The organism is Paenibacillus sp. BR2-3 (genome assembly GCF_046529485.1).
Lineage (GTDB): Bacteria > Bacillota > Bacilli > Paenibacillales > Paenibacillaceae > Paenibacillus_AQ.
The window spans coordinates 4,962,093-4,982,174 of the sequence record NZ_CP126311.1 but is presented as its reverse complement, the minus strand read 5'-3'; the positions used below and the strand labels follow the sequence as shown (position 1 = coordinate 4,982,174).

Sequence of the window (20,082 nt, the reverse complement as noted above, 5' to 3'; positions counted from 1 at the left end):
GCTCTTATTGTGAAAAGAGTTTGGTGCTTTTTTGCTAATATTGTCGATTTTTGTAGTTTCTTTTTTGCCGTTTAGTGATTACAATAGAAATATTGTTCGTATCAGGATACAAGCTGTTCTGTCTATTAAATAAATAAAAGAGGAATTAAAAAAAATGAAAAAATCGAAAAAAAGATATATCGCTCTTATCATTCTTCTGATTATTGCAGGTGGAGGCTTTTTGTTCCGCAAACCGCTGACCGTTCTCGCCTTTGACCTGTTTCTGTCGGATCAAGTGGAGCAGGCACTGGCGGCAAAATCTTACCAGCCGCTGGCGAACGAGAAAGAGACGGTTCAACCGGAGTCCATTGTGTACAAAAATGACCCGTTTTCTGTTATGCTGCTGGGTACTGATCAGCGCGAAAATGAAGCGGCACGTTCGGATACGATGATCTATGCGGTGATTCGTCCCAAGGATTCCAAGATCTTGCTGGTCTCTATCCCGCGCGATACTTATACAGAAATCATAGGATATAAAGATGATAAGAAAGACAAAATCACCCATGCCTATGCGTTCGGCGGGCAGCAAATGGCTAAGGATACTCTGCAAGCACTGCTTGGCCATGATATCGAATATTATGCCACGATTAATTTCCAGGGACTGAAGGACGCAGTCGATGCCATCGGCGGCATTCCGCTCCCTATTCAGAAGGATATAGTGAATAAAGGCAAAGACCACGAGAAGTTTACTATTATTGGCGGTAAATCGAGTTATGGCGGTACGGATGCGCTTAATTACGTTCGTTACCGTGAGGATAGTGATTTTAACCGTACGAAGCGGCAGCAGGTATTTCTTGATGTGGTAGCGAATAAGATGTTATCAATCAATCAAATAGGGAACATCCCGGAGCTGCTGGATATCATGGGCGATAATTTCAAAACAGATATGCAGCCTTCGATGATTATTGGTCTGGCCAAAACATTCATGGGCGGCGAAAAGATGGACATATCCAGCTTTACGGTGCTGGGAGAAGGCACCCGTATTGGCGGAGTATTCTATGATATCGTCAATGAGGAAGATTTGAGCAAGGCCAAGCTGATGATTGACAACTGGATGAATGCCGGAACGCCTATCAACCAATTAATTGATCCGGGAAAAGCAGGGAATGCGCTGGAACCTAAAGATACAGCTGCGGTTTCGGCACAATAGTTCAGCTTTAGATAACAATGAGTTGCCAATTGCAGCAGCATGGGGAATGTTACCGGCTGCTGCTTGTTGTCTTTATGGTATAATAATCTGGAACTATTTATCATTCCCTGCGTATATCAACATTGGCCCTTATAGTTAGGGTAAGGTAAGGAACCGTAATTCCTTCGGAACTCTTTGAGGAGGATCAAGACATGAATATTGCATTTTTTTTGCTTCCCAAACAGGAAGTGGCTTGCGTAACGCTCGATTCCACACTGCGGCAGACATTGGAACGGATGGAGTTTCACCGTTACACTGCGGTACCGATTTTAAATCGGGAAGGTGAATATGCGGGTACGGTAACCGAAGGTGATTTGCTCTGGTACATGAAAGACTCAGACGGGAAGGTTACATTCGAGAATGCCTCCAAGTTTCTTTTAAGGGATGTACCGCTGCGGATGAACAACAAACCGGTATCCATTGAAGCGGATATGGAAGATCTGATTAATCTGGCTAAGGTGCAGAATTTTGTGCCGGTGGTTGATGACATGAACCGGTTCATCGGTATTGTGCGCCGGAGTCAGATCATTGAATATTGCGAGAAATTTGTTTCACGGCAATCCATGGAATCATTATAAATATTCCTGTGATGAATGCAGAAGCAAAGTAAATAAGGCCTGTATTTCCGGCAACAACGGAATGCGGGCTTTTTTTGAAAAAGGGCAAGTCCGAATTACCGGGGGGCGCTTGCACCTGAGTAAAATTTTTATGCTATAATGGAGAATAAAGCTTTTTGCCGGAGGTAGAGAGACGTGTCCAATGTGCCGAAGGACCTGGATGTGGCCAAACGCGCCAAGGTTATTGAGTGGCTGAAAACGGAAGTAATTGATCAGGTATCCCGGTTGTTTAAAGCGCTGTGGGAAGGCAGCACGGCCCGCGTAGGCGACAGTCTGGCCAGTCTGATGATGAGCTCTTACATTCTTGGGAGAAGACTTGGCATTCCCTATCGTGAGCTGGACGATTTGCTGATTGAGAAGCTCAGGAAGCATAGGCAGGAGGGCCATCAGCTGGAGGAATGGTACAAAGATATTTCTGCGTTAGAAGAACATATGCGTAAGAGGTGAATACTGTTGAAATTTCGCTGGACATCCGTGGCTTGGAGCGTAGCGTATCTGCTCCTGCTTCTTTCCTTATCAACCCCTTTACTGATCATCACCACCCTGTTTATGATCATTCCGCCGGTAGTGCTGTTCACAACCTTGAATACAAGGCAATTTGTACTTCATATCCTGCCGGTATGGCTTATTGTAGGTCTTATTACGCCGGTCTACGTATTGATAGCTGCCTATTTATTAGTTCCTGCATTGGTCATGGGCCGCTGGTATAAAAAACGTGCTTCGGCACAGTCTACACTGGTCGCGGGCATGATTACGATTCTTGGTGAATTTCTGCTCCTGTTGTTTCTGGGCAAGACCTTATTTCATTTTGATTTGTATAATTATGTGAATGAAGTGTTAAAGGTGACCCCCTTGATCGGGCTATCTACGAGCGATTTGGGCTGGACTTCCGAGGAAATTCAGAAGCTCAGTGTGATGACGATTCAAATGATTCCAATGACGCTGATTATCAGCTCGGCACTGATTGCCGTTATAACCCACTCTATTGTTCGTCCGATTCTGAACAGTATGAACTATGCAGTACCTAAGATGAAGCCTATACGTGATTGGAGACTTCCAAGATCATTTATTTGGTATTATCTAATCGGTTTTATTGTTCTTATGTTGTTCTCCGGTTCAGATAACAGCTATATGTTAATGATATCTGCCAATCTGCTGCCGTTGTTACAGCTCGGCTTTAAGATTCAGGCGATTGGATTTTTCTTTTTTGTTGCGCATGAACGGAATTGGAATAAGGTATTTCCGATTTTGCTGGCGATCCCGGTTATTTTACTGCCATCCTTGTGGATTATCGGTATTATTGATCTGGTGTTTCCGCTGCGCGAGCGTGTCACGAAATCGAAACGATAGGGTGAGAGTTCATGCCTAAATTTCTGCAAAGACGCTGGCACGGCTATCACACCGTATGGGCGTTTATGCTGCTGCTGGTACTTATCATTATAGTCAGCACCTACAACTGGGTTCTGGGCGTCTCCAGCCTGTTTCTAGCCGGAACCTTATGCTTCTCTATGCTGAAAGCGGAAATATCGTTTCGGCGCAAACTTGTGGAGTATATAAATGGTCTGTCGTTTCGTATCAAGCGGGTGGAGGGTGAAGCGGTCAGCATGCTGCCGCTCGGAATTATTCTCTACGGTGAGGATCGTGCGATTGAGTGGAATAACCGTTATGCAGGCGATATATTTTCCCGGAAATCACTGGTGGGTGAACCGCTGCCGGAGCTGCTGCCGGATTTGATGTCCTCTTTTCAAGGGACTGCCCTGGTCAAAAGAGATCTCTCCAGGGACAGCTCTCCCAAGGAACCTTCTTTAAAGGATCAACGCGTGGAAATTGCTGTAGATGAGCGCTACTATCAGGTTGTACTCATTCCCAGTGAGCGCCTTCTATATCTGTACGATATAACGGAGCTGGCAGTGCTTAGGGAACGTTACGAGGAAGAGAAGCTGGCTCTGGGGATTCTTTTGATGGACAATCTCGACGAATCCGCCCAGGGGATGGATGATCAGCAGCGAACCTCGCTTATTGCCAAAGTAACAAGTGAAATTACCGAGTGGGCCAAGCAGTTCGATGTATATTTGCGCCGTCTGTCCTCAGAGCGGTATCTGATGATGCTAAATCACCGCAGTCTTCAGGCTCTTGAAGAAAGCCGTTTTGTTATCCTGGATGAAGTGCGGGAGATGACAGCGAACCTTAAGGTGCCGATGACGCTGAGTATTGGGCTTGCTTTCGGGGCTGAATCCGCCAGCGAGCTGGGGGCTTTGGCACAATCAAGTCTGGATATGGCCCTTGGGCGCGGCGGCGACCAGGCAGCTGTTAAGGCGGGACAGCGTTTGTCCTTTTACGGCGGGAAGAGCAATGCAGCAGAGAAGCGGACCCGCGTAAGAGCCCGCGTCATTGCTCATGCGCTGCGTGATTTGATGCAGGAGAGCGACCGGGTACTAATTATGGGACACCGGACTCCGGATATCGACTCGGTAGGAGCGGCGATCGGGTTGTTGAAGGCTGCAGGGATGTACAATGTGGAAGCAAATATCGTTATGGAGGGACCGAATCCCTCTATTACCCGGATGATTGAAGAGATACGTAAGGATGAGGAGCTGTACAAATCCTTCATCTCCACAGAGCAGGCTCTGCAGGTAATGACTGAGCATACTCTGCTGATTGTAGTGGATACCCACAAGGCGTCGATGACTATGGAGCCGCGGCTTGTGCAATACGCCAGCCGGATTGTAGTCGTGGATCATCACCGGCGGGGCGAGGAGTTCATTAACGATGCCGTTCTGGTCTATCTGGAGCCTTACGCCTCATCTACTTGTGAATTGGTAACGGAGCTGCTGCAATATATTCATGAGAAGGTTCATCTCACACCGCTGGAAGCGACGATGCTGCTAGCCGGCATTACGGTGGACACGAAGCAGTTCGCCCTTCATACCGGGTCGCGTACGTTCGAAGCGGCGGGTTTTCTGCGCCGCATTGGCGCCGATACGATACTAATTCAGCGAATGCTGAAGGAGGATTTGCAGGAGTATCTCTCCAAAGCTGAAATTATCAAGCATGCCCGTATGGTATATGATCATATTGCGGTGGTTGTGACGGCTTCCGGAATGAAAATTCCGCAGCTGTTGATCGCACAGACAGCGGATACGCTGCTGGGAATGACGAATGTTTTGGCCTCGTTTGTGATTAGCGAGCGGCCGGATGGCTTGATAGGCATTAGCGCCCGTTCACTGGGACGGATGAATGTACAGGTGGTTATGGAGAAGCTGGGCGGTGGCGGGCATTTATCCAATGCTGCAGCTCAGTTGGAGGGAACAGGCAAGGAAGCAGAAGCCAGACTGCTGGAAGTTCTGGCTGAAATTGAAGCGAAAGAGGGGCTATTCGAATGAAGGTCATTTTTATAAAAGATGTTAAAGGGCAAGGTAAGAAAGGCCAGGTTAAAGAAGTATCGGAAGGCTATGCCGCCAACTTCCTCCTGCCGCGGGGCTTGGTTCGTCCAGCTACGGACGGCAATGTGAAGACACTGGAGAATCAGGCTGCGGCTGAACAACGCCGTAAAGACAACGAGAAGGAAGAAGCTCAGAAGCTGGGTAAGAAACTGGATGAACTGACGCTGAGCATGAAAGCAAAAGCTGGTGAAGGCGGCCGTCTGTTCGGTGCCATTACAAGCAAACAAATTGCCGAGACATTGGCCTCGGTTCAAGGAATTGTTATCGATAAAAGAAAAATTGAGCTGAATGAGCCGATTCGCCATCTGGGTGTAACTCAAGTAATTGTGAAGCTGCATACCGAAGTAAAGGCTACGCTTAAGGTTCAGGTAACGGAGGAGTAATATGGGTGGAGATCTCTTTTTCGATCGGATTCCCCCGCAAAATCTGGAAGCAGAGCAGGCGGTAATTGGTGCGGTCCTTCTGCAGGACGAAGCGCTGATTACGGCTATGGAGCGTGTGAATACCGAAGACTTCTACGATAAGCCGCATCAAATGATCTTTGAAGCGATGGTACAGCTCGGAGAAGAGAGCCAGCCGATTGATCTGATTACGCTGACATCCAGACTGCAGGATAAGGGACAGCTGGAAGACATCGGTGGAGTAAGCTATTTGGCCAAGCTGGCTCATGCGGTGCCTACTGCGGCCAATGTGGAGTACTACGCACAGATTATAGAGGAAAAGGCCATGCTGCGGCGGTTGATCCGCACCGCAACGCAGATCGTAAGCGAGGGCTATACGGGCGGAGAAGACGTCTCGGATATGCTGAGTGATGCGGAGCGCCGTATTCTGGAAATCTCCAACCGGCGCAGCGGGAGCGGTTTTATTGCTATTCGTGATGTATTGATGCAGGTATTTGACCGTGTGGAGCTGCTTCACCAGAATAAGGGTGGAACCTCGGGTATTCCCTCAGGTTTCGCAGATTTGGATAAGATGACCAATGGTTTTCAACGCAATGATCTAATTATAGTGGCAGCACGTCCGTCTGTAGGTAAGACTGCCTTCGCGCTTAATATTGCTCAAAATGTAGCGGTGCGCGCCAAAGAAACTGTAGCCATCTTCAGTCTGGAAATGTCAGCTCCGCAGCTGGTACAGCGGATGATCTGCGCTGAAGCGAATCTGGACGCCAACATCATGCGTACCGGTGACTTCAAGAGTGACGATGACTGGTCCAAGCTGACGATGGGGATTCAGTCTCTTTCTGAATCGGAGATTTATATCGATGATACACCGGGCATCACGGTAACGGATATTCGTGCCAAGTGCCGGCGGCTTAAGAAGGAGAAGGGGCTTGGCATGATCGTCATTGACTACTTGCAGCTCATTCAGGGCCGCGGCAAGGGGGGAGAGAACCGTCAGCAGGAAGTCTCGGAAATCTCCCGTACACTTAAGCAGATCGCGCGCGAGCTTGACGTTCCCGTTATTGCCCTGTCGCAGCTTAGCCGGGGTGTAGAGCAGCGTCAGGATAAGCGGCCGATGATGAGTGACCTGCGTGAATCCGGTTCCATCGAGCAGGATGCCGATATCGTTGCCTTCCTGTACCGTGATGATTACTACGATAAGGAATCCGAAAAGAAAAATATTATCGAAATTATTATAGCCAAGCAGCGTAATGGTCCGGTAGGGACGGTGGAGCTGGTATTTCTGAAAAATTTCAACAAGTTCGTCAACTACGAGCGGGCCCATGCTGAACCTTTTGCCGGGTAAGCTGAATATTGACGATTTCCGAACGATTGCACATTTGAGTGTGTAATCGTTCGTTTTTATTTGACTTTAAAAATAACGGCTGTTACACTGTTAATTGTGCTTTAGCGGGCTAAACCGCTTGGCGTCCGGAGGGCTGCGTACATAAGAGTGACGTAAAGAGCCCATATTATGAAAAATAATGGTGCTTTTGCTAGCACCTACGGAGGAATGAACAATATGTCAACGGTAGTCGTGGTGGGAACACAATGGGGAGACGAAGGCAAAGGGAAAATCACAGACTTTCTGGCAGAGAGCGCAGATGTGGTCGCCCGTTATCAAGGGGGAAACAATGCCGGTCACACGATTCTGATTGACGGTAAGAAGTATAAGCTCAGCCTGATTCCGTCAGGTGTATTTTATAAAGAGAAAACTTGTGTAATCGGTAATGGTATGGTTATCAATCCGGCTGCCCTAATAGAAGAAATCAATTATATCCACGAGAATGGATTCGATACGAAGAACCTGGTAATCAGCGACCGCGCTCATGTCATTATGCCGTATCACATGCTGCTTGATGCTCTGGAAGAGGATCGCAAAGGCCCGAACAAGATTGGTACGACACGCAAAGGCATAGGCCCTTGTTACATGGATAAAGCAGCGCGCAACGGTATCCGTATTTCAGATTTGATGGACGCAGAAGAGTTTGAAATGAGACTGCGCCACCTGATGGAAGAGAAGAATCAGGTGATCACTCAGGTGTACGGAGCGGAAGCTCTGGATGTTGAGGAGATTCTGACTAAATACCTGGAATATGCGGAAGTACTGCGTAATTATGTGACAGATACATCGGTCATATTGAATGATGCAATTGATGCAGATTCCAAGGTACTGTTCGAAGGCGCACAAGGGGTCATGCTGGATATCGACCAGGGAACCTACCCGTTCGTTACATCCTCCAATCCTTCTGCAGGCGGTGTCTGCATTGGTTCGGGCGTAGGCCCTTCCAAGATCAAACAGGTTATCGGAGTGGCTAAGGCTTACACGACCCGCGTGGGTGACGGTCCTTTCCCGACTGAACTGAATGATGAGATCGGCGACTATATTCGTGAAACAGGACATGAATATGGCACAGTAACCGGGCGTGCCCGCCGTGTAGGCTGGTTCGACAGTGTAGTTGTCCGTCATGCCCGCCGTGTCAGCGGGATCACAGGCTTGTCCTTGAACTCGCTTGATGTATTGAGCGGACTTACGACCGTAAAGATCTGCACAGGCTACAAATTCCGGGGCGCGATCATTACTCATTATCCGGCTAGCCTTAAAATGCTGGCTGAATGTGAAGCTGTATATGAGGAGCTGCCAGGCTGGAGCGAGGATATTACATCCGCGAAGACGCTTCAGGACCTGCCGGAGAATACCCGCAGATACGTAGAGCGTGTATCGGAGTTAACGGGGATTCCAATCGCTATTTTCTCCGTAGGACGAAATCGTGAACAGACGAATCAAGTACTGCCGATTTATGAATAATATGTTGTGCTTGAAGGGGCCCTCCGGGCAATGTCATTAAGATAAGCTCAAAGATAAGACTGGGAATAAAAATGGAATCCGAAACGGCATGGGAAAAAGCCCTGTGCCGTTTGTTTTTTTGGTGCAAGCAAGAAAAAAGCGCACAGCAAACAAGCGGACGGAATATCCGCTTAAAAAAATGTTCATACGAAACGAATTATGCTACTCTGTAGACGAAGCTAACGACTGATTTCCAGCGGATTTTGCGCGTATTCTTCTGCCCTGGGCGAATGGGTCGAATCGGCAAAATGTTCTTGCGAATCAGTGCTTCTACATCGGGCGGGGGTTCATCGTCCCGTGAGCGCAGGAAATGTCTACAAACGTGAACGGCAACCGTGAAGTTGACTTGGTAGGGGTGCCGTTTATCCATTTGGGAAATGACGACGTGCGAGGTCATCATTTCAGCGAAATTGTACAGGATCATTCTTGCAAAAATCTCTTGGGTGATGGACTCTTGTCTCTTTGCGTGAAAATTCGTCAGGCCGACGGTGTATTTCAATGCCCGGAAAGAGGTTTCAATGCCCCATCGCATGTTATAAATGGACTTGATTTCATCGGGTGGGAAATCAGCGGCAGAAAGATTCGTAATGACGGTTTCATAAGCGCCACCCGGCAGGACGAAACGGACAACCCGAAAGGAAATCGGGTAAAACAAGTTCTCGTGCAAATCTAAAAAATCAAAGGTAGACGTGGAAGGGACGAACTTGTACATCTCAGGATGAGCCTTGACCTCTTTGGTTTGTTTTTTGGTGAGTGTCAGATGAACGTCCATATCAAACGCTCCGCCAGAGGGCAGATGCAAGCCCGAAAGAATGCCATTCGAATCCAAATCCTTAACCCGTATGACATAGCTCCACCCTTTGCGTTCCATATGCGCGAAATTGTTGTAACTTTCATAACCCCTATCGGCAGTAACAATGGTTTTGCCTTGAATGGGGGAACGGTCAACCATGGCAGCCAGCGCCCTTCCCTCGTTGCACAACCTCCGTGGCTGAATAATGGCATCCACGTAAAGTCTGTTGCATAAGTCATAGGCTGCATTCAAATGCAGAAGGTTGTAGCCTTTCGTGTTCGGTTGACTTTGGAAATAGGTATCCGTGTCCGCCCGGTCGGTTGCGATATGCAAATCCGAACCGTCAATGGCAAGTAATCGATACCCTCGGTAGTCCTTGATATCCGTATAGGATTGCGTAAATTCGTGAAACAAGAATTCCACAGCAGACGGCAGGATTTTATTCCTCTGTTGGACAAAAGCAGAAGTGGTTGCGGTGTTTACGTCATAGCCCTGCGATTCCAAGAGTTCCTTGTAAAGGCTGTTTCCTCCCATGGAAATCAGGAGTTGCATGACCGTTTCAAAGGGCAGCTTTTTCTTTCGGGTAAAATCTTTTTCAGGGTTTTTGACAAAAGGAGCGGGTGCGGCTGACATTTTTCGTATGAGGGATGTCAGCGTTTTTTTTAGCGAGATCGCGTACTCATCCATTGGCGTAACCTCCTCGTTTTTTCAAGGGGCTTCGCCACACATTTCCATCTGCTTGTCAAGTTCTTTTTTTAGTGCAAAAAAAAGAGCGGGCTATCTTTTCGATAACCTACTCTTTTTCTTGATTTTTGGCCTTGCGCCTTAACTTAATGACATTGGCCCTCCGGGGCCTCTTTTTTTACATATAAGGAAGTTCAATCTATTTAAAGAGGTTTCCCGAAGTCGGTTACGGTCAATACTAAGAGAAAGGACATGAACCGACGCAAGGGAGAGATGAGGATGAGGATTGTAAAGCGTGCGCTTGGAGTGCTCCTGATTTCGGTACTGGCGAGCAGTCTTTCAGTACTGACGACAGGGTTTGTAGTGAATGCCTATATTCAGTCGGTGCTGTCCAGCTTCGATATGAAGCTCGACAGTCCGGTTTCAGGGATTACCGGGATACTCAGCAGTATCACAGGGAGCGATAACAAGAGTAAGTCGACCGAAACGACAGAGAGCAGTGGAGACAGCAGCGGCTCCGGCCAATCAGAACCCGGGGATGACAAGAGTCTGGAGGATGCACTGCCTGTTATGGGGGAGGCGGCAGAAGAGGCGGTTACCTCTGAAGGCCAGAGCGGGAGTGCACTGGATCAGCAGTTGGTGATGACACCGGAAGCTATGCGGGACTTGAAGGAGAACCTGCCTTCTGAGGAAAAAGTCGATATTTTCAACATTCTTATGACCAAGCTTCCCCAGGAGGAAATGCAGAAAATCTCGACTGCCATGGAGGATGGGTTGACGGAGAGTGAAGTAAAAGAGATTCAGGAGGTCATCGCCAAGTATGTGGATAAAGAGGAATACGATGTTCTTATGAAAATGCTTACACCAACTTCGACCGCCATTCAATAAAATAAAAAAATGTCACATTTTAGACACCGTGGATAGGAACAAAACGCATAAAATGGAAAAAAACCCGCATTTTTAGCGGGTTTTTTTATATGAACAAAGTTGAAACTTTTCGCGCAAGTATGTTAAAGTAAACAAGGATCATAATCGGTTAAATTTTTGTAACCTTTAAAAGGGTTCATACCAGTGATTATTCTTCTATAGTTTGTACAGAATTTGAATGCACCAGATTATATATAAGGGGTCGTAAAACAAGCTTGTCCGCTGTTAGGTTAGGAATGAGTGGGCTGAAAGGGAGAGTTTCATGAGGGGATTAAAGTTTACGCGCTGGATGGGGAAACTGCTGAAAGGCCAAACGGCGGCGGCAGAATCCAGCGTGGAAAGTCAGAATGACAGTAAGACCGCTAATGCTGCTGGTGGCTTACCTCAGGAAGCAGGAAACCGCAAGCTGCGGCGTACCTGGATTTTGGCATCAGCAGGCATTGTGCTCCTGACTACTTTTTTAATAGGGGCAGAGAAGCAGTATGTAGGCGCGAACACGAAGTCTTATTATCGCGTACTGTTGCAGGGTGAAGAGATTGGAACGCTTAGCGAAAAGACTGACCTGGATAAGCTGTTTGAAAAAAAGCGGCAGGAGTATCAGGCCAAATATCCGGATGCCGTGATGATCCTGCAGACCGAGGGAATCACGACAGAATCGGAAAAAGCTTACAAACCGGAAATCAATAGCGAAGCTACACTGGCAAAACTGGACGGCATGCTGAAGGCTTACGCAGTAGGCGTGCAGCTGATGGTGAATGGCAAGTCGATAGGTGTTGTGAAGGATCAGGAAACAGCCAATGCTGTATTGCAAAAAGTTAAACAGCATTACATACCTCAGCAGGCTCCAGCTGCCGGGGCAAAGCTGAAAAAGACGGCTGCCACCACGAAAAGGGCGATAACTTCAACTGCGGCGGATAAGGTAGAGTCGGCTAATATTCGCGAGGATGTAGCTATTTTACCGATAAAGGCTGATCCCAATAAAGTGCTGACTATGGACGAAGCGGTCAAGGTGCTGACTGAAGGCGAAGAAGCCCCGCTGCTCTATACCGTTCAGGAAGGTGATACCATATCCAGTATTGCCAAGCGTTTCGGAATCACACAAAAGGAAATATTCAGGAACAACCCGGTAGTGAAGGAGCTGACGCTGCAAATTGGGGACGAGCTTCAGTTGACCGTACCTCAGCCCGCGATTACCGTGGTGTCGGTAGAACAGGTGACAGAGCAGCTGGTTACAGAGCCTGAAGTGATCGTGCGTAAAAGTGATCTGCTGACAGCCGGCAAAAGCAAGGTGGTTCGGGCGGGTCAAACGGGAGTTAAAGAAATGCAATACCGCCTGACCAAGGAGAATGGCGTTGTTGTCCAGGAGGAATGGCTCGGACAGAAGGTTCTGAAGGCTTCACTGCCGGAGGTTGTATACCGGGGGACGAAGGTGGTTGGTGAAGGTTCCGGTATGTTTGCTTGGCCGGTGTCCGGAGCGTCCATTACCAGCAGTTTTGGTGAACGTTGGGGCCGTGCACACAAAGGATTGGATTTAGTGTCAGGCAATCGTACAATCATGGCTGCGGATGCCGGAACCATTACCTTTGCAGGTGTTCAGAGTGGTTATGGCAACGTAATTATTGTCGATCATCGCAACGGATACGAAACTTATTATGGTCATTTAAGCAAAATCTCTGTTTCACTCGGTCAGAGAGTGGAGCAAGGGGCGAAGATTGGTGTAATGGGCAACACCGGGCGTTCAACCGGCACCCACCTTCATTTTGAAATCCGCAAGAATGGCTCGGCTGCTAATCCAATGAAATACTTGAAATAATACATTTTACTATAAATGCGCCGTCCGGTTTAAGTCCGGGCGGTTTCTTTTTTGAGCAGGGTGTGACGCCAAGGCAGGTATGGTAAAATAAAAGAAACAATGCACTAGTAAAGATAGAAAGGTGAAGCTATAGACATGCAGATGGGGACGATTTTGGTAGTGGACGATGAACAGCCTATTGCCGATATATTGAAATTCAATTTGGAAAAAGAGGGCTATGAGGTAATCTGCGCATTTGACGGTAACAGCGCGGTTGAGCTTGCTCTGTCCAAAAGGCCCGATCTTATGCTGCTTGATCTTATGCTGCCGGGCAAGGATGGTATGGATGTATGCCGCGAGGTGCGTTCAGCCCATCTTGATATTCCTATAATTATGCTTACTGCCAAGGATGGAGAGATTGATAAGGTGCTGGGCCTGGAGCTTGGTGCCGATGACTATGTGACGAAGCCGTTCAGTACGCGTGAGCTGCTGGCCCGTGTAAAAGCACAGATGCGGCGGCAGAACAAGCCGACCCCGGCGGAGACCTTCAGTGAACCTGCGGAAAGCAAGCAGGGGATTTATCACTTCGATTTATTTATAGATACGGATATGTATATGGTATACAAGGACGGGGAGCCTCTTGATCTGACGCACCGTGAGTACGAGCTGCTCTACTATATGGTCCGGCATGCCGGCAAGGTGATGACCCGGGAGCATTTGCTCCAGGCGGTATGGGGCTTCGAGTATTTCGGTGATGTACGGACAGTGGATGTGACGATTCGGCGGCTGCGGGAGAAAATCGAGGAGAATCCGAGCAAACCGGAATATATTTTTACGCGGCGCGGACTTGGCTACTTGATGCATAATCCCAAAAGCGGAGGGCTGTGATGAAGAGGTTGTCCTTTTTTCGGACGATACAGGCCAAGCTTATTATTATTTACGTGCTGCTGATTCTGATTGCCATGCAGCTGATTGGCGTTTATTTTGTGAGCTCGATGAAAAATTCATTAACCGAGAACTTTACAAAGGATCTCAAAGCCCGGGCCGAGATGCTGTCTATTCTGACGGCGGACAAGTTTGGCAGTGAAACGGCAACGTCCGATGATGAGACATCGGTGGACAGCCTGCGCGGGATGGTGAACAATCTGTACATTAACGGTGCCGAGATTCAGGTGCTTGATGCCAGCGGTAAAATTATCACAACCTCCGTTCCCTCACAGAACGACTACGTGGGACAACGCAACACGCAAACGGTGGTAAGCCGTGCCCTGCAGGGGATTAGTGATAACGAGGAATATATCATTGGCGATGATAATGTGCGGAAGAAGGTAGTGGCCAAGCCGGTGGTCTCCGGGGGCAAAATTGTTGGCGCCATTTATATCGCTGCGGATATGAAGGATTTGTATGCTACGATGAGCCGGATCAACAGAGTGTTTATTTCCGGCCTGCTGCTGGCGCTCGCGCTTACGGCTGTGCTGGGTGTTATCCTTGCCCACACGATTACGCAGCCTATCAAGGAAATGACCCGCCATGCCACAGCTGTTGCGGAAGGCCGTTTCAACCGGAAAATGCCGGTATTCGGCAATGATGAAATCGGACAGCTGAGCCAGGCGTTCAATTATATGACCGGAAGACTGCGGGAAGCACTCTCGCAAAATGAGGAAGAGAAGGAGAAGCTCGCTTCTATTCTGACGAATATGAGTGATGGTGTAGTAGCGACCGATGAACGCGGGATCGTTATTCTGATGAACCGGCGTGCGGCGCTAATGCTTGGCGAGGAAGGGCCGCTGCCGGAAGGGGCGCCGCTTGAACTGCTGCTGGGTCTGGATCCCGAGCAGGCCGGAGCGTTGTCCGGAGGCAATGCCCAGTCGTCGCTGCTGCGGCTGTCCCATCATGGAAGCGAGGATCCTAACATTGTGCGGGTGACCTTTACCCCGATTCACCGCCGGGAAGGCGGTATAGCCGGTACCATTGCCGTGCTGCAGGATGTGACGGATCAGGAGAATCTGGAGGAATCCCGCCGCGAGTTTGTAGCCAATGTATCCCATGAGCTGCGTACACCGCTTACGACGATCAAGAGCTATGCGGAGGCGCTGGATGACGGGGCGCTGGATGATCCGCAGCTTGCTGCACGTTTTGTAGGAGTTATCCGCAATGAAACGGAGCGGATGATCCGATTGGTAACAGACCTGCTCCACCTGTCACGGCTGGATTCCAAGGAAGCGCGGCTGCGCATCCAGCAGACCGATATTGCCGAGATGCTGGAGGATGTGGCCGACCGCTTTTCCTTTCAAATTCGGCAAAAACGTATTGATATTAGTACGAGAGTCCGCCGGGGGATCTCAAGTGCCTGGCTCGACCGGGACCAAATCGACCAGGTTCTCGGCAATCTCGTTTCCAATGCGCTGAAGTATACACCGGAAGGCGGCAAGATTGAACTGGAGGCCTGCCGTAATGAGGAAGGAATGCTGGCAATCTCCGTCCGGGATTCCGGGATAGGTATCCCTAAGAAAGATATCGAGCGTATATTTGAACGCTTTTACCGCGTCGATAAGGCACGTTCCCGGAACATGGGCGGAACCGGACTGGGTCTGTCCATTGCCCGGGAAATTGTGAAAGCGCATGGGGGCTCCATCTCCCTGCAATCTGAACTGGACCAAGGCTCAAAGGTAACCTTTACGCTGCCTCTGGACGAGCAAAGGAGGGGGCAGGCGTGAAGGAAAGAATAAAGTCTTGGATACTTGCCCTGCTGGTGCTCAGCAGTCTTATCGAGAGTTATTATTTGATTTACCGTCTCCCGGGCAGTGATACCGCGGTCCTTTCGAAGAACCTGTATGTAAAGACAGATAACATGGGTCCGGAAGAGAAAGTTGAGAATTTGCTTTACCCTGACCAAATGATTATTCATATGGGTGATAACAAACACACCTTGTTCTACCCCAGCTCAACCTTCTATAACTTGATCCTTAACCGACTGAAAGGACGCGGCTTTGAAAGCTTTCAGCGGCGGTCTGTGCAGGATTTTGATTGGGCCAAGCTTCGCAGTGAGAATCCGGGCATTGAGCTGAGCTTCGGAGCAGGTATTCCTGTAACGCTGCTGCAGAGAGTCATGCAGCTGTCGCCCGATTCCCTGTTCGCCGGGGAAAGCATTGACCGGATCTGGATCTACAACCTGAAGAATGACTCCAAAGCGCATGCCATCTTCTTCAGTACAAGGGGAGATATCGTGTACGAAGCGGCAAAAGCCGATCTTACGGTACAGGATGTGCAGCAGCATGTGGATTTCGGCAAGAATTGGACCTCCTATACGACGGTCAACGGTGATTATTATGTGCCTGACAGCAATGTATCAGTAGTGGAAGCGGAAATCCCTTCGGGCATGTATACCATCGGGCAGATGCAGAGCAGCCTCTTCTTCGATGCCGGAAGCACAAGGTATATTCGTGAAAAAGACGGCTCGGAAATCTATACGGACAGCAAACGCAGTCTGCAGGTCGATCAGGAGCAGAATTGGATGAGCTACAGCGATCCTGCCGCATTGCCCGCTGGGGAGAGTACGCCGGCCAAAGATGCTCTGGAAGCTGTGGATTTCGTGAACCAGCATGGCGGCTGGAACGGTTCTTACCGTCTTGAAGCATCGGAGGATGGAACCGGGGAACAGATGGCATCGGCCGAAGAGGGAAATCAGGAAAGGCTCGTTTCCTTCCAGCAATATTATGGCTCCTATCCTTACGGCTCCTATCCGATCATGAACAAACCGCAGCTCCGGTATGGTGTAATAAATCTGGATCTGCAGCAGGGCACGGTATCCTCATATGAACGTTCCCTGATGTACGTTGATGAGACTAAAGCCGTAAAAAAAGTGGTAGAGCTGTCTGGAGGGGAAACGCTGAAAAACCAACTGGCTCAAATCGGCAAAGCCTCGTCCGTGAAGGAATTGGCACCCGCCTATGTCCCTGTGGTCAAGGGGGACAAGCTGCAGCTGCATCCGGTATGGAAGGTTACGCTCAGTGACGGGACTGTGCTTACACTGAATTAACAAGTTGAGGAGGATGGGGTATGGATTGGGGAAGAGCCAAAAATGTGCTGATCTACGCTTTTTTACTGCTGAATCTGCTGCTGTGCTATCAGCTGTGGGTGGATCTGCGCGATCAGGTCAGCGCCAACCTTGATTTCACCTCCCTCTCCGAAGAGACCCAGCAGATTATGGAGCAGAAGGGTATTCGCGTGCTCGGTCCGATCCCGGCTGCCACACCGCAGCTGCCTGATATCACCTACCGATACTCGGGTGAAGAGCTGGATCAACAGCCTGTGCCGCTGGTGCAGCCGATAGACAGCAAGCTGATCTATTCCTCTTTCTCCGAGCTAAGCAGCGAGCTGCAAAGCCAGATTCCCGATATCGCGGGCTATAGGCTTGATTCGCAGGAGAGCGAGGTTGGCAAGTTTGTGCTCCATCCGCTGGTTCAGAAGCAGTGGCCACTGTTCAGAGTGAGTCTGGAGCTAATCAACAGCAACCAGAAGATTGTAGCTTACCGCCGGCCGCAGATTGAGATTGGGACCAGCAGCAGCCAAGAGGTTCAGAAAGTCCTTCCGGCTTCCCAGGCGCTGAGCAGTCTGATTGAGAAGTATTTTGCGCCGGATACGGTGGTCACCGATATTCAGCTTGGTTATTATGGTGAATTGTTTAACTCCGAGAGCCAGGTGGCCGCTCCGATGTGGCGCTTCATGCTGGAGAATGGAAAATCATATTATGTGCATGGCATCAGTGCGGATATCATCAGTCCGAAGACAACGGAGTAAAAGGAGCAAGGAATTATGGGGATTTCATTTACAGTACTGTCCAGCGGATCTACCGGAAACGTTACGGTGGTACGCAACGGAGAGACCACACTTATGATAGATGCGGGACTTAGCGCGAAAAGGATTGATGAGTTGCTCAGTATGCGCGAGTTATCAGGCGGGGATATAGACGGTATTTTGGTAACCCACGAGCACTCCGACCATATTAAAGGACTTGGAGCGATGGCGCGCAAATACGACCTTCCGATCTATGCCAACACCAATACTTGGGGGGCGATTGAAAAGGGGGTTGGTAAAATAGAAGAACATAACCGCATGGTCCTGGAGACCGGTCAACATAGAGACTTTGGCAGTATGCGTGTAGAGTCGTTCGCGATTTCCCATGATGCGGCTGAGCCTGTGGGGTATAATTTTTATGACGGCAAGGAGAAGTTGTGCGTGGCTACGGATCTGGGATATGTCAGTGAAAAGGTAAAGCTGGCGATTTCGGATGCCGATGTACTGGTACTGGAGGCCAACCACGACATTGAGCTGCTACGGATGGGACGTTATCCATGGAACACCAAGCGTCGTATCTTGGGAGACATGGGCCATCTGTCCAACGATGCTGCCGGCGCAGCGCTAAGTGAGATTCTTACCGGACGTACGAAACGGACCTACCTAGCCCATCTAAGCAGGGATCATAATATGATGGATTTGGCTAAATTGTCAGTCCGCAGTGCTATGGAGGACATGGGCTGCTTCTTCAAAGACAGTGAGTTCAAACTATGTGACACCTACTATGACCGTCCTACGCCATGGGATATGGTGAGCCAGTCATAAGTCCGTCAAGCTCGGCAGTCTTGCGTTCCAGCTCTTGGCGGGAGATCAGACCTTTGTCGATTAGCAGTTCAACCATTGCACTGATGGTAAGTGTCATATGATAATGCTCGTCTTTCAAATCACCCAGCTTGCCGATAAACTGCACCAGATCAAGACTTGTTGAAAAAGAATCCATAATGCGTCCTCCTTTTATTAGCTCTGACCCTATGATCCCCATAATTATGCATAAATTTTACTTTAGAAAAATAACGTCCCGGCTGCGGCCTGTGATACAATCATATAGAGAAGTATCGTCTTGAAACATATGTTTTCTACTATTGTAGTCTTATGAGAAGTGAAATATTCCATATTAAAAGAATTTGAGAATGCCTATAGTGAAACCTTTTAGTGCTCTTGGGAGTCTATAAGAGGGTAGAAATAGAGAGGAGAGGATTTCCGGTGGGACTGTTTGATGATGATTTTTATTCAACCAAAGTATCTCGACGCAGAATGCGTAAGGCATCGAAGGCATCTTCAACCCACGGCTGGCCGAGGAAATCGCGCCAAAGTCTGTCCACTCTACAAGTTTCCGCGATTAGCTCCTTGATTAGTGCAGTAGTCGCAGTTCTTCTTTTCAGCCTGGTTACAGGACAGTGGATACAAGAACAGGCAGCGGAACCTGCCTTGATTCAGAATATTACTCCGAGCAGCGGTGATCCCTACGACCGCATTATTCAGGCTGCTGCTATGGTACGTCCGGCAGTAGTAAGTATTATCAACCATAAAGAGGATAAAGAGGAGCAGAATATTCTGGATGAGTCCGCACTCGGATCCGGTGTTATATATAAAAAGACAGATGCCAAAGCCTTCATTATTACCAATAATCATGTGATTGAAGGAGCCGGTAAGCTGGAAGTAGTCACAGTGGATGGCGAGACCCGCAAGGCGGAACTGGTCGGCGCAGATAAAGTAACCGATATTGCAGTACTTTCCATTGATGCTAAAGGCATTACTACGGTGGCGCAAATCGGTGACTCTTCCAAGCTGCGTCTCGGAGAGACCGTTATTGCGATTGGCAATCCGCTTGGGTTAGGGGATACACTCACCTCCGGGATTGTAAGCTATACAGAACGGACGATTCCGGTATCGCTTAACCAGGATGGTGTATATGACTGGGAGCAGGAGGTCATTCAGACCGATGCTGCTATTAATGAAGGCAACAGCGGCGGGGCTTTGGTTGATCTGAACGGCCAGGTCATCGGAATTAACACAATGAAAATATCCGATACGGGCGTAGAAGGACTGGGGTTTGCCATTCCGGCCAACCATGTCCTTGAAACAGCCGATGAACTCACGGAAAAAGGCAAGATTGCCCGCTCTTATCTGGGCGTATACTCCGTTGATCTCAATAATCCTTATGTACCGCTTGATGAGGAACAGCGTAAGAATTTGAACCTGCCGGACAGCGTTAAAGAAGGAGCCGTTGTTCTGGATGCCCTTGGACCGGCTAAAGATGCAGGTCTCAAGTTCAATGATGTGATAACGAAGTTTGACAGCCAGGAGATTACCTCAACGCTATCCCTGCGCAAGTATTTGTATGATCATACGGAGATCGGGTCCAAGCTGAAGATCACCTTTTACCGGAATGGAGTCATGAAACAAGTTTCTGTAACCCTTCAGGAGAAACCGCAGGAATAAAAATGATTAAA

The 20,082-nt window shown here is 48.8% G+C and carries 18 protein-coding genes; 16 read left to right on the top strand and 2 right to left on the bottom strand.

Annotated features, from left to right (window positions below; all coding sequences use genetic code 11):
* The first annotated feature begins 154 nt into the window (after positions 1-154).
* From PaeBR_RS23880 to PaeBR_RS23845, 8 genes are all read left to right on the top strand, one after another.
* On the top strand, positions 155-1,189 hold the full coding sequence (locus tag PaeBR_RS23880; protein WP_410512906.1) for an LCP family protein: 1,035 nt from the start codon (positions 155-157) through the stop codon (positions 1,187-1,189).
* Between the two features lie 191 nt (positions 1,190-1,380).
* On the top strand, positions 1,381-1,806 hold the full coding sequence (locus tag PaeBR_RS23875; protein ID WP_410512905.1) for a CBS domain-containing protein: 426 nt from the start codon (positions 1,381-1,383) through the stop codon (positions 1,804-1,806).
* 183 nt (positions 1,807-1,989) lie between these two features.
* Positions 1,990-2,292 carry a MazG-like family protein gene (locus PaeBR_RS23870; protein WP_410515296.1) on the top strand — a complete coding sequence of 101 codons (303 nt, stop codon included), beginning with the start codon at positions 1,990-1,992 and terminating at the stop codon, positions 2,290-2,292.
* 6 nt (positions 2,293-2,298) lie between these two features.
* Positions 2,299-3,195: a DUF2232 domain-containing protein gene (locus PaeBR_RS23865; protein ID WP_410512904.1), complete on the top strand. Its 897-nt coding sequence runs from the start codon at positions 2,299-2,301 to the stop codon at positions 3,193-3,195.
* An 11-nt stretch (positions 3,196-3,206) separates the two neighbouring features.
* Positions 3,207-5,228 (top strand): DHH family phosphoesterase, encoded by a 2,022-nt coding sequence (locus tag PaeBR_RS23860; RefSeq protein ID WP_410512903.1) that lies wholly within the window; start codon positions 3,207-3,209, stop codon positions 5,226-5,228.
* The gene (rplI, locus tag PaeBR_RS23855; protein ID WP_410512902.1) at positions 5,225-5,671 is read left to right on the top strand and encodes a 50S ribosomal protein L9; all 447 of its coding nucleotides are present in this window, start codon (positions 5,225-5,227) and stop codon (positions 5,669-5,671) included. The genes PaeBR_RS23860 and rplI overlap by 4 nt, the downstream gene beginning before the upstream one ends.
* A 1-nt stretch (position 5,672) precedes the next feature.
* A complete protein-coding gene (gene dnaB, locus PaeBR_RS23850; RefSeq protein ID WP_410512901.1) occupies positions 5,673-7,034 on the top strand; it encodes a replicative DNA helicase in 1,362 nt (453 codons plus the stop codon).
* 216 nt (positions 7,035-7,250) lie between these two features.
* On the top strand, positions 7,251-8,537 hold the full coding sequence (locus PaeBR_RS23845) for an adenylosuccinate synthase (RefSeq protein WP_410515295.1): 1,287 nt from the start codon (positions 7,251-7,253) through the stop codon (positions 8,535-8,537).
* 196 nt (positions 8,538-8,733) lie between these two features.
* On the opposite strand, the gene PaeBR_RS23840 is transcribed toward PaeBR_RS23845, so the two are convergent.
* On the bottom strand, positions 8,734-10,056 hold the full coding sequence (locus PaeBR_RS23840) for an IS4 family transposase (RefSeq protein ID WP_410511435.1): 1,323 nt from the start codon (positions 10,054-10,056) through the stop codon (positions 8,734-8,736).
* A 276-nt stretch (positions 10,057-10,332) separates the two neighbouring features.
* Between PaeBR_RS23840 and PaeBR_RS23835 the strand changes: the two genes are divergently transcribed.
* From PaeBR_RS23835 to PaeBR_RS23805, 7 genes are all read left to right on the top strand, one after another.
* Entirely contained in the window at positions 10,333-10,941 is a 609-nt protein-coding gene (locus PaeBR_RS23835; RefSeq protein ID WP_410512900.1) for a hypothetical protein, read from the top strand.
* Between the two features lie 328 nt (positions 10,942-11,269).
* Positions 11,270-12,793 carry a peptidoglycan DD-metalloendopeptidase family protein gene (locus PaeBR_RS23830; protein WP_410512899.1) on the top strand — a complete coding sequence of 508 codons (1,524 nt, stop codon included), beginning with the start codon at positions 11,270-11,272 and terminating at the stop codon, positions 12,791-12,793.
* 135 nt (positions 12,794-12,928) lie between these two features.
* Entirely contained in the window at positions 12,929-13,660 is a 732-nt protein-coding gene (gene yycF / locus PaeBR_RS23825; protein WP_410512898.1) for a response regulator YycF, read from the top strand.
* Complete coding sequence (gene walK / locus PaeBR_RS23820; RefSeq protein ID WP_410512897.1) at positions 13,660-15,489, top strand: cell wall metabolism sensor histidine kinase WalK; 1,830 nt, start codon at positions 13,660-13,662, stop codon at positions 15,487-15,489. The genes yycF and walK overlap by 1 nt, the downstream gene beginning before the upstream one ends.
* The gene (locus PaeBR_RS23815; RefSeq protein WP_410512896.1) at positions 15,486-16,811 is read left to right on the top strand and encodes a YycH family regulatory protein; all 1,326 of its coding nucleotides are present in this window, start codon (positions 15,486-15,488) and stop codon (positions 16,809-16,811) included. The genes walK and PaeBR_RS23815 overlap by 4 nt, the downstream gene beginning before the upstream one ends.
* Before the next feature lie 20 nt (positions 16,812-16,831).
* On the top strand, positions 16,832-17,572 hold the full coding sequence (gene yycI / locus PaeBR_RS23810) for a two-component system regulatory protein YycI (RefSeq protein ID WP_410512895.1): 741 nt from the start codon (positions 16,832-16,834) through the stop codon (positions 17,570-17,572).
* 15 nt (positions 17,573-17,587) lie between these two features.
* On the top strand, positions 17,588-18,394 hold the full coding sequence (locus tag PaeBR_RS23805) for an MBL fold metallo-hydrolase (RefSeq protein WP_410512894.1): 807 nt from the start codon (positions 17,588-17,590) through the stop codon (positions 18,392-18,394).
* Here PaeBR_RS23805 and PaeBR_RS23800 read toward each other — a convergent pair.
* Positions 18,363-18,569: a hypothetical protein gene (locus PaeBR_RS23800; protein ID WP_410512893.1), complete on the bottom strand. Its 207-nt coding sequence runs from the start codon at positions 18,567-18,569 to the stop codon at positions 18,363-18,365. The two genes, PaeBR_RS23805 and PaeBR_RS23800, sit on opposite strands and share 32 nt — an antisense overlap.
* 263 nt (positions 18,570-18,832) lie before the next feature.
* Between PaeBR_RS23800 and PaeBR_RS23795 the strand changes: the two genes are divergently transcribed.
* Positions 18,833-20,071: a S1C family serine protease gene (locus PaeBR_RS23795; RefSeq protein WP_410512892.1), complete on the top strand. Its 1,239-nt coding sequence runs from the start codon at positions 18,833-18,835 to the stop codon at positions 20,069-20,071.
* Positions 20,072-20,082 lie beyond the last annotated feature (11 nt).